This is a genomic window from Streptomyces sp. SID11385 (assembly GCF_010548245.1).
In the GTDB taxonomy this organism is placed as follows: Bacteria; Actinomycetota; Actinomycetes; order Streptomycetales; family Streptomycetaceae; genus Streptomyces.
In genome coordinates, this window is sequence record NZ_JAAGLR010000214.1 from 1 (window position 1) to 10,165 (window position 10,165).

Below are 10,165 nucleotides of genomic sequence, written 5' to 3' on the forward strand. Positions count from 1 at the left end.
GCCCGCGCGCGGCCTCTTCCTCAGCGTCTCCGCCGACGACGCCACGTGGATCAGGGGCGTCACGCTGGACTGCGCCACGCGCCCCGCGAGCGGCACGCACCCGCACGCCGCCGGTGCCTGCGCCGCGCTCGCCACCGCGGGCGGCCGCCTCGACCAGCTCCGAGGCGAGCCCCGCAACTGCGTCAAGCGGTACGAGCCGGTCACGGTGAGCGTCACGGGCGACTACCTCGGCCGCTCCACGGCCTGGCACCGCACGTACGCGAACACGTGCGTGCTCGGCGAGGAGACGGGGGACGTCTTCCGCTTCTGAGCGGGATCGCGATACGGGGCCGGGACGCGGCCCGTACGGGAGAAGGGCTCGTGCGCGAGCGAGGGGCGGCCCCGGTCCGGGAGCCGCCCCTCCCCTGTCGTGAAGCGCCGTACGCGTCGGGTCCGTGGAGTCTCAGTCCTGGGTCATCGTCATCGCGAGCGTGAGAAGACCGAGGACGACCCAGCCGAACCACAGCCAGCCGTTGCTGCCGAGGGCCACGGTGTACGCGGTGACCACCACCAGCCCGCCGATGGTGAACACGCCCATGGTCTTCGTGGTGCCAGGCATACCGAGTCCGCCTCTCCGGCCACCGGGCCCCGGGGACGAGACCCGTCCCACCATCCTCACCCGAACGGCCGCACTCACGCCACCTCTCTATGGCGTCGGCTTCGCCTCCGGGAGCGCCCAAGCCGGTGTCGAGTCACCCGACGTGCTCGGTCACTCGTTCCTCGCGACCTGCGCGCGACGGGCGCCTCGACACCGTCGCGCGCTTCTTTGGATGGCGTCGGCTTCGCCTCCGGGAGCGCCCAAGCCGGTGTCGAGTCACCCGACGTGCTCGGTCACTCGTTCCTCGCGACCTGCGCGCGACGGGCGCCTCGACACCGTCGCGCTCCCTTCGGCTCAGCCGACGCTGCTCGGCCCTGCGGGCCTCGGTGTCAGCCCCTGGTGCGCAGCGATGCCAGGTAGTCGTTGTACGCGTTCAGCTCCGCGTCACCGTCGCGGTCCGCCGCGCGGTCCTTGCGGCGGGCCTGGCGCTGTTCGGAGCCGTACCACTGCACGAGGAGGACGAGGAGGACGACGACCGAGGGGACCTCGCTGAACGCCCAGGCGATGCCGCCCGCCGCGGTCTGGTCGGAGAGCGGGTCGAGGCCGAGCGAGGCGGGCGGGTTGTCGAAGGTGTCGACCATCGTCGTGGACGCCATCATGAGCGCGATGCCGAAGAAGGCGTGGAACGGCATGCCCGCGAAGAGCTCCAGCATCCGCATGAGGTAGCCGGGCCGGTGCGGCCCCGGGTCCACGCCCATGATCGGCCAGAAGAAGACGATGCCGACCGCGAGGAAGTGCACCATCATCGCGAGGTGCCCGGCGCTCGACTCCATGAGGAAGTCGAAGAGCGGCGTGAAGTACAGCGCGTAGAGGCTCGCGATGAAGAGCGGGATCGTGAAGAGCGGGTGGGTGATGACCCGCATGTACCGGCTGTGCAGGAGCCACAGCAGCCACTCGCGCGGCCCCTTGCGGCCCCGCCCCGCGACCGGCAGCGCGCGCAGCGCGAGCGTCGTGGGAGCGCCCATCAGGATCAGGATCGGCGACAGCATGCTGATCACCATGTGCTGCACCATGTGCACGCTGAACATGACCATGCCGTAGTCGTTCAGCTTCGTGCACATCACGAGCATGATCGTCAGCACCCCGAGCACGAACGGGATCGTCCGCCCCCAGGACCAGGAGTCGCCGCGCCGCCGCAGCCGCACCACGCCCCAGCCGTAGAGCACGAGCCCCAGCAGGCAGGCGACGAGGAAGAACACGTCGGGGGACGGTTCGAGCCCTCGCCCCAGCGTGAACGGCGGCAGATCGGACATCATGCCGTGCCCGCTGTGATCCATCCGCAGACTCCTGATTTCGTACCGGTTGTCCGCACCAGACTAGGACGGGCGGCCCCCGCTTCCGCGCGCGGGTCGCCCACCCCGGCCGGGGGCGCGCCGGTACGGCACCGGCCCGGCTCAGACCACGGTCTCGCACTCCTCGTACCGCGCCGCGGGCACCGTCTTGAGCGTCGCGACCGCGTCGGCGAGCGGCACCGTGACGATCTCCGTGCCGCGCAGCGCCGTCATCCGCCCGAACTCGCCCCGGTGCACGGCCTCGACGGCCTCGCGGCCGAAGCGCGTGGCGAGGACCCTGTCGTACGCGGTCGGGGTCCCGCCGCGCTGCACGTGCCCGAGGATCACCGGGCGGGCCTCCTTGCCGAGCCGGTCCTCCAGCTCCAGCGAGAGCTGACGGGCGACGCCGGAGAAGCGCTCGTGCCCGTAGATGTCGCGCTCGCCGTCCTCGTACTTCATCGTGCCGGGCAGCGGCTTCGCGCCCTCGGCGACGACGACGATCGCGAAGCGCTTGCCCGCGTCGAAGCGCGCCCCGACCCGCTCGGCGACCTCGGCGACGTCGAAGGGCCGCTCGGGCACGAGCACCGCGTGCGCGCCCGCCGCCATCCCGGAGTGCAGCGCTATCCAGCCGGTGTGCCGGCCCATGACCTCCACGATGAGGACCCGCTGGTGCGATTCGGCGGTCGTCTTGAGCCGGTCGAGCGCGTCCGTCGCGACCCCGACCGCCGTGTCGAAACCGAAGGTCACGTCGGTCGCCGCGATGTCGTTGTCGATCGTCTTGGGCACGCCGACGATGGGCAGCCCGGCGTCCGAGAGCAGCTTCGCGGCCTTGAGGGTGCCCTCGCCACCGATGGGCACGACCGCGTCGAGGCCGAGGTCCGCGAGGTGCGCCCGCGCCCGTTCCACGCCGTCGCGCAGGTGCGCGGGCTGCACCCGCGAGGAACCGAGCACGGTCCCGCCCTGCGCGAGGATGCCGGCGACGGCGTCGTGGTCGAGGGGCCGCCAGTCGCACTCCAGGAGCCCGCGCCAGCCGTCGTGGAAACCGATCACCTCGTCACCGAGGGCGCCCGCCCGATGAACGACGGAGCGGATGACCGCGTTGAGCCCCGGGCAGTCCCCACCGGACGTCAGCACGCCAATGCGCATGGGCCTGAACACACCTTCGCAACCTGGATTCGACACCGGACCACGACGTCCGGTCGGTGCTCAGCACCTTAATCCGGGTGGGTCACGCGGCCCACTCCGGTCCGTGTGGTGGACAGCCGCCCACAGCCCGGCGCAGGCACAATCCGGCGGGTCGCATCTCAGCCCCTCCGGCGTTTGAGGAGCGGGGTCCGGGGCGGAGCCCCGAAACCCCGCACGAACGTGACCTACTCCGGCCGGGTCGCGGCAGCGATCCGCTCGTCCCGCAGCGCCTCGTACCACCGGTCGTCCACCGGAGGCAGCGCGTTGACATCCAGCGCCAGCTTCAGCAGCAGGTCCGCGATCTGCGGATTCCGCGCCATCACGGGCCCGTGCATGTACGTCCCGAACACCGTGTCGTTGAACGCGCCCTCGGTCCCGTCCCCGGTCCCGTTGCCCTTGCCGAGCCGGGTCCGCGCGAAGGGCCGCGCGGTCGGGCCCAGGTGGGTCACGCCCTGGTGGTTCTCGAAGCCGGTCAGCGGCGGGAGGCCGAGGCGGGGGTCGATGTCGGCGAGCACGTCGCCCACGCACCGCTCGCCCTCGCCCCGTACCGAGACCACGTCGAGCAGCCCGAGCCCCGGCTCCCGCTGCCCGAGGTCGTTGACGAACTCGTGCCCGAGGATCTGGTACCCGGCGCACACCGAGAAGACGATCGCCCCGTTGCCCACCGCGCGCTGGAGCCCGCCGTCGCGGCGCAGCCGCTCTGCCGCGAGCCGCTGCGGCCGGTCCTCGCCGCCGCCGATGAGGTAGATGTCGCCCGAGGTCGGCACCGGCTGGTCACTGCGCACGTCGACGCGGGTGACCCCGAGACCGCGCTGCCGCGCCCGCCGCTCGACGACGAGGGCGTTGCCCTGGTCCCCGTACGTGCTCAGCAGGTCCGGGTAGATCCAGACCAGACGAAGACTGTTGTCGCTCATATCCCTGTCCCTTCTCACTGGTCCGGTCAATTCCCCACGCGTCGGCGCAAGTCCTGGAACGCCGTGTAGTTGGCGATCGCCTCGATACGCCCCGGCGGGGCCATGCGCACCGCCTCGTCCACGGAGTCGCAGACCCGGAAGTCGAGATTGGCCACTTCGAGACGGACCGCCAGGTCGAGCTTGCGGTCCCCGATGACGAAGAGGGGATGCCCGGCGAGCCGCGTGTAGTCCACGTCCCAGAGCCAGGAGGTGTCGGTGCCGTCCGCGCCGCGCGCGTTGACCGACAGGAGCACAGGGGTCGGGGGCGGATCGATGAGCGAGAAGGTCTCCAGCCAGCCGGCCGGGTTCTTCGCGAGCAGCAGTCGCAGGTCACGGCCCTGGAACTGCACCGTGTCGTAGCGTCCGGCGACCGCCTGCACCTGCCACATGCGCTCCAGGGCGACCTGCGGCGGCACCCCGAAGACCGCGGCGACGGCGGCGGAGGTCGCGGCGTTGGCGCGGTTGGCGCGGCCCGGGAGCTGGAGGTGGATCGGCCAGGCCGAGCCGTGCGGGTCGAGGACGTGCTCCCCGGAGAGCGCCCAGCTCGCGGCGGGACGGCGGAAACCGCACTCGCCGCAGAACCAGTCGTCGCCCGGGCGCTGCATGACGCCACCGCAGGAGGGGCACGACCAGGCGTCGTCCTTCCACTCCTGCCCGGCCGCCACCCAGATGACGTGCGGCGACGAGGAGGCCGCCCACACGACGAGCGGGTCGTCCGCGTTGGCGACCACGACTGCCTTGCTGCCCGCGAGCCCCTCGCGCCAGCGCTCGGCGAGCATGCGGGTCTCAGCGGCGCGGTCGAGCTGGTCGCGCGAGAGGTTCAGCAGCGCGATCGCCTTGGGCTCGACGTCCCGCGCGACACCCGCCAAATACTTCTCGTCGACCTCGATCACGCCGTAGCGCGCGTCGGAACCCCCGGCGAGCGCCGAGGTGATCCCCGCGGGCATGTTGGCGCCGAGCGCGTTGGAGACCACGGGGCCCGCGGCGCGCAGGGCCTCGGCGATGAGCCGCGTCGTGGTGGTCTTGCCGTTGGTCGCGGAGACCAGTACGACGTCGAGGTGCGTCGCGAGCCGGGCGAGCAGGTCCGGCTCCAGCCTGAGAGCCACCTTGCCGCCGATCACCGACCCACTGCCGCGCCCCGCCGCTCGGGACACCGCCGCGGCGGCCTTGCCCGCCGTCACGGCCAGTTTGGCCCGTGCCGACAGCGGCTCCGAGTTGGCTGTCATCGTCCTCGCTCCTCCTTCACTTCCGCCGCGTCCGGCGCCCGCGACCGTCCCCGGGCCACTCCGGCCCGCGCTGTGGTGCGGTGCTCCTCCCGCGCGCCGCACACTGGCGGGGAGGCATTCGTCGGGTGCAGCCTACCGAGATCCCCCGCGCGGCCTGAACCGCACACCGTGCCTTGCCTGGGGAAAAGCGCGGGACCGTAGGCTGTCCGGTCATGCGACGACGTCCCATCCCGGGCAGTTCCGGACAGGTCCGGCCCCTCAGCCTCTACGGCGCCCCCGTGCTCACCACCCCCGCGCGCGAGACGGGGGACTCCGGCCCGTGGCTGGAAAAGCTCGTTGAAGACCTCTTCGCGACGATGTACGCCGCCCGGGGGGTCGGGCTGGCGGCCCCGCAGATCGGCGAGGGCGTACGGGTCTTCGTCTACGACTGCCCCGACGACGAGGACCGGCGCCACCTCGGACACCTCGTCAACCCCCGCCTCGTGGAGGTCGACGGACCGGTCGTGCGCGGTCCGGAGGGCTGCCTCTCGCTGCCGGGCCTCGAAGCGGGCACCCCGCGCTTCGACCGCGCGGTCGTCGAAGGCCGTACGGCGGACGGGGCGCGCCGCCGGATCGAGGGCACGGGCTTCTTCGCCCGCTGCCTCCAGCACGAGTACGACCACCTGGAGGGCGGCCTCTACGTGGACCGCCTCGACGCCCGCCGCCACCGCAAGCTGCTGCGCGAGGCGGGGCGCACGAGGTGGGGGAAGGCGGCGGGGCTGTAGCGGGGGGTCAGAAACGCGGGCTGTCCTCGTCCCGGTCGGGGACCCGGCCCAGCATCCCCCACAGCAGCTCCGTCAGGTCCTCCACCAGTTCCTCGCGCGCGCAGGGCCGTTCGGCGAGCCACCAGTCGCCCGCCGCGTGCATCATGCCGACGATGCCGTGGCCCCACGCGCGCGCCCTGCGGGTGCCGCCGGGGCCCGGGTCGACGCGTTCGGCGATGACCTCGGCCAGCTCCTCGCCGAGGCGGCGCAGGAGCGGAGCGGAGTGACGGCCGACGTCGAAGCCCGCGCCCTCGGGCGTGGGGGAGTCCTCGGCCGGGTGCATGAGGAAGCGGTAGACCTGCGGTCTGGCCTCGATCGCCGCGAGGTAGGTGTCGAGCGTGCGGCGCACGCGCTCCCTGCGTGTCGCGGCCGGTGCGTCGAGCGCCTGGCGCAGCGAGGCGAGCAGGGCGTCGGTGTGCCGCGTCGCGAGGGCGCGGTACAGGCCGCCCTTGTCGCCGAAGTGCCGGTACAGGATCGGCTTGGTGATCCCCGCCTCGGCGGCGATCGCGTTCATCGAGGCGCCGGGCCCCTCGCGCAGCACCACGCGCTCGGCGGCCTCCAGGAGTTCGCGCCGGCGCAGCGCCGCCGTCCGCTGCTGTGCCGTACGCTGCCGCGCGGCACGGCCCTTCGTGTCCGTGCTCTCCACAACGAATCTCCCCGCCCGTGCCTTCTGCGTGCCGTCTTCGCGCGCCGGACCAGGCGTGACGGCCCCGCGCACCGCGCAACGTAACACCCGCGCGAGCGGCCCGTCGGGGGCGAGGGAGGCGGTTGACATGCTCTACCAGCCGGTAACAGACTCGGGTTACTTGAGGTAACAGCATTCGCCACGCGGGAGGGGCCGGTCATGGCCGAGTTCACGATGGATCTCAACGAGGAACAGCGGGAGATCCGCGACTGGCTGCACGGCTTCGCCGCCGACGTCATCCGGCCCGCGGCCGCCGAGTGGGACGAGCGCGAGGAGACGCCCTGGCCGGTGATCCAGGAGGCGGCCAAACTCGGCATCTACTCGCTGGACTTCTACGCCCAGCAGTTCTTCGACCCGACCGGGCTCGGCATCCCGATGACGATGGAGGAACTGTTCTGGGGCGACGCGGGCATCGGCCTCTCGATCGTCGGCACGGGCCTCGCCGCGGTCGGCGTGCTCGCCAACGGCACCGAGGAGCAGATCGGCACGTGGGTCCCGCAGATGTACGGGACGCCCGACGACGTCAAGGTCGCGGCCTTCTGCTCCTCGGAGCCCGACGCGGGCTCGGACGTCGCGGGGATGCGCACCCGCGCGGTCTACGACGAGGCGAAGGACGAGTGGGTGCTGAACGGCACCAAGACGTGGGCGACCAACGGCGGGATAGCCAACGTGCACGTCGTGGTCGCGGTCGTGGACCCCGCACTGGGCTCCAAGGGCCACGCCTCCTTCATCGTCCCGCCCGGCACGAAGGGCCTCGCGCAGGGCCAGAAGTTCAAGAAGCACGGCATCCGCGCCTCGCACACCGCCGAGGTCGTCCTGGAAGACGTGCGCGTGCCCGGGCACTGCCTGCTCGGCGGCAAGGAGAAGCTCGACCAGCGCCTCGCGCGCGCCCGCGAGCGGGCGAAGGCGCAGGGCGGCGAGCGGATCAAGAACGCGGCGATGGCGACCTTCGAGGCGTCCCGCCCGGCGGTCGGCGCGATGGCGGTGGGCACCGCCCGTGCCGCGTACGAAGAGGCCCTGGAGTACGCCAGGACGCGCACCCAGTTCGGCCGCCCCATCATCGACAACCAGGGCATCGCCTTCCAGCTCGCCGACATGCGCACCCGTATCGACGCCGCGCGGCTCCTCGTGTGGCGCGCCTCCTGGATGGCCACGACGGGCAAGCCCTTCACGTCGGCCGAGGGCTCGATGTCCAAGCTCTACGCGAGCGAGACGGCGAAGCAGGTCACGGCGCAGGCGATCCAGATCTTCGGCGGCAACGGCTACACGCGCGAGTACCCGGTGGAGCGGATGCACCGGGACAGCGCGATCTACACGATCTTCGAGGGAACGAGCGAGATCCAGCGGCTCGTCATCGCGCGCACGCTCGCGGGAGTGCCGATCCGCTGACACGCCGTCGCGCGTGCCCGCTCGACGGCGGGCCCGGCGGCGGAAATGCGTGGCGGGGCGTGCGCCCCGGCTGACAGCATCGCCCCGGCACGGGATCGGCCCGTGCCGGGGCGCGCTCGTGCCCCCGCCGCCCCCCCGGAGTCCCGCGTGCACAAGATCCCGACCCTTTTCCTCCGCGACCCGGAGAACCGCAAGCGGCTGCTGCCCGAGGTCGCGCCGGAGTGCGCGTGGGTCACGGAGGGCGAGGGCGTCGCGACCCGCAAGTACGACGGCACCTGCGTCCTGCGCGACGAGGCGGGAAAGTGGTGGGCCCGCAGGGAGGTACGGCCCGGACGGGCCGCCCCACCCGGTTACCTCGCGCTCAGCACCGACCCCGTCACGGGCAAGGCGATGGGCTGGGAACCCATGGGCGGCTCGACGTTCCTGCGCTTCCACACGGAGGCGCTCGCGGGCGGCGAGGACTTCGCGCCCGGTACGTACGAGCTGGTCGGGCCCAGGATCAACGGGAACCCCGAGAGTGTCGCGCGCCACACGCTGCTGCGGCACGGCTGGGCGGCCCCCGAGGTCGCGGCCGACTTCGCGGCGGCGCCCCGCGACTTCGCCGGTCTGCGGGCGTGGGTCACGGCACGCCCGTACGAGGGCATCGTGTGGCACCACCCGGACGGCCGGAGGGCGAAACTCAAGGTGCGGGACTTCGGGGCCTGAGGGGCCTCACCCGGGGCCCGTGGTGTCCGCGCGGCCGGAGCGGGCCCGGGCAAAGGGCGACCCCTGCCGGACGGGGGGACCGGCAGGGGCCGCGGTGGGAGGGGCAGCGAGGGGGGGATTCGCGCCTCGCCTCCCACAGGGGTGAACGCTAAAGCATCGACCCCTGTTCCCGCGCCCTTTCCGGCCCCGCACGCCGCGCGCCGTCCGCTTTTGCCGCGCGGAGCGTCGCGCGTGACGCTCCGTGTCCGTGCTCGCACACCAGGTCCGGCGTGCGTGCGCGGCCGTGCGCGGGGTACGGGGGCTCCCGTACGAGTCGCGCGGCCTCACCCGTTCGGCCCACGCGCGGTGGCCCGCGCCCACGCGGCGCCCCACGCTGGGCCGGGAGGCGCCGCGCGGCGTGCACCGATGACCGGGAGGAACCACTCGTGGACAGCGATGACACAAGCCGTGGCGACGACGTCTACCAGCCCGAGGCGACCGAGGAACCGGGCGAGGACGAGGCCGTTCAGCTCGACTACGAGGACACACTTCTCGACCCCGACGTGGACGACCCCCTCGACGAGGGCTACTCGCCGCCGGAGCGCCCGCTGGCGGTGGACAAGGACGGCACCACGCTCGCCGAGAGCGAGGAGGGCGAGTCGCTCGACCAGCGCCTCTCCGAGGAACTGCCCGACATCGGCGACCCGCAGGGCGACGGCCTCGGCGACGCGCTCGACACGGACGGGGAGCTGCGCGACGACGAGGTGGGCGAGGACCGCTCCGGCCGTCTCGTCGCGCCGGACGAGGGTCTGGGGCCCGACACCGAGAAGGACCTGGTCGCCTCGGACGTCGGCATCGACGGCGCCGCGGCCTCCGCGGAGGAGGCCGCCGTGCACGTCGTGGAGGACGACGAGAACGACCTCCCCATCGACGAGGACATCAACGACCTTCCCTGAGACGGCCGTTGCGGGCGGCCCGCGCGTCCCGGGCCACCTTCCCGCCCCCGAACCCCGACGGCCTTCCCCGTAAGGAGCCGCAGCGATGCAGAAGGACAAGCAGCCCGACTACCACCCCGTCGTCTTCCGCGACCGGGCCGCGGGATACGCCTTCCTCACCCGCTCCACCGCGACCAGCGGCGAGACGGTCGAGTGGGACGACGGCGAGACCTACCCCGTCGTCGATGTCGAGATCTCCTCCGAGAGCCACCCCTTCTACACCGGCAAGGCGCGGGTCGTGGACAGCGAGGGGCAGGTCGCCAAGTTCCAGAAGCGGTACGGCGGCGAGGGCGGCGGCGCCCGCTGAGCACCGGCCGCGCGGCACCGCGCGCGGGCC

The 10,165-nt window shown here is 72.8% G+C and carries 12 protein-coding genes; 6 read left to right on the top strand and 6 right to left on the bottom strand.

The features are described from left to right. On the top strand, nucleotides 1-310 hold a 310-nt coding region (locus G3I42_RS06575), incomplete at its 5' end, for an SSI family serine proteinase inhibitor (RefSeq protein ID WP_239096297.1). Nucleotides 311-442: 132 nt separating this feature from the next. Here the strand turns inward: G3I42_RS06575 and G3I42_RS36865 are convergent. From G3I42_RS36865 to G3I42_RS06595, 5 genes are all read right to left on the bottom strand, one after another. After that, entirely contained in the window at nucleotides 443-598 is a 156-nt protein-coding gene (locus G3I42_RS36865) for a hypothetical protein (RefSeq protein WP_007829792.1), read from the bottom strand. 368 nt (nucleotides 599-966) lie between these two features. Continuing rightward, complete coding sequence (locus tag G3I42_RS06580) at nucleotides 967-1,914, bottom strand: cytochrome c oxidase assembly protein (RefSeq protein ID WP_164283251.1); 948 nt, start codon at nucleotides 1,912-1,914, stop codon at nucleotides 967-969. Between the two features lie 117 nt (nucleotides 1,915-2,031). Further along, nucleotides 2,032-3,054, bottom strand: a complete 1,023-nt coding sequence (locus G3I42_RS06585) for a 6-phosphofructokinase (protein WP_164283253.1) — start codon at nucleotides 3,052-3,054, stop codon at nucleotides 2,032-2,034. 224 nt (nucleotides 3,055-3,278) lie between these two features. Then, nucleotides 3,279-4,007: a glutamine amidotransferase gene (locus tag G3I42_RS06590; protein WP_164283255.1), complete on the bottom strand. Its 729-nt coding sequence runs from the start codon at nucleotides 4,005-4,007 to the stop codon at nucleotides 3,279-3,281. Between the two features lie 26 nt (nucleotides 4,008-4,033). Continuing rightward, the gene (locus G3I42_RS06595; protein WP_164283257.1) at nucleotides 4,034-5,272 is read right to left on the bottom strand and encodes a MurT ligase domain-containing protein; all 1,239 of its coding nucleotides are present in this window, start codon (nucleotides 5,270-5,272) and stop codon (nucleotides 4,034-4,036) included. A gap of 212 nt (nucleotides 5,273-5,484) precedes the next feature. Between G3I42_RS06595 and def the strand changes: the two genes are divergently transcribed. Continuing rightward, entirely contained in the window at nucleotides 5,485-6,036 is a 552-nt protein-coding gene (def, locus tag G3I42_RS06600; protein WP_164283259.1) for a peptide deformylase, read from the top strand. 7 nt (nucleotides 6,037-6,043) lie between these two features. Here the strand turns inward: def and G3I42_RS06605 are convergent, their stop codons facing one another. Then, nucleotides 6,044-6,721, bottom strand: a complete 678-nt coding sequence (locus G3I42_RS06605) for a TetR/AcrR family transcriptional regulator (RefSeq protein ID WP_164283261.1) — start codon at nucleotides 6,719-6,721, stop codon at nucleotides 6,044-6,046. A 198-nt stretch (nucleotides 6,722-6,919) separates the two neighbouring features. On the opposite strand from G3I42_RS06605, the gene G3I42_RS06610 reads away from it, so the two are divergent. From G3I42_RS06610 to G3I42_RS06625, 4 genes are all read left to right on the top strand, one after another. Next, nucleotides 6,920-8,149 (top strand): acyl-CoA dehydrogenase family protein, encoded by a 1,230-nt coding sequence (locus G3I42_RS06610; protein WP_164283263.1) that lies wholly within the window; start codon nucleotides 6,920-6,922, stop codon nucleotides 8,147-8,149. A gap of 147 nt (nucleotides 8,150-8,296) precedes the next feature. Next, nucleotides 8,297-8,854 (top strand): hypothetical protein, encoded by a 558-nt coding sequence (locus G3I42_RS06615; RefSeq protein ID WP_164283264.1) that lies wholly within the window; start codon nucleotides 8,297-8,299, stop codon nucleotides 8,852-8,854. A gap of 425 nt (nucleotides 8,855-9,279) precedes the next feature. Next, nucleotides 9,280-9,789: a DUF5709 domain-containing protein gene (locus G3I42_RS06620; protein WP_164283266.1), complete on the top strand. Its 510-nt coding sequence runs from the start codon at nucleotides 9,280-9,282 to the stop codon at nucleotides 9,787-9,789. An 85-nt stretch (nucleotides 9,790-9,874) separates the two neighbouring features. Beyond that, entirely contained in the window at nucleotides 9,875-10,135 is a 261-nt protein-coding gene (locus tag G3I42_RS06625; RefSeq protein WP_164283268.1) for a type B 50S ribosomal protein L31, read from the top strand. The last annotated feature ends 30 nt before the right edge of the window (nucleotides 10,136-10,165 follow it).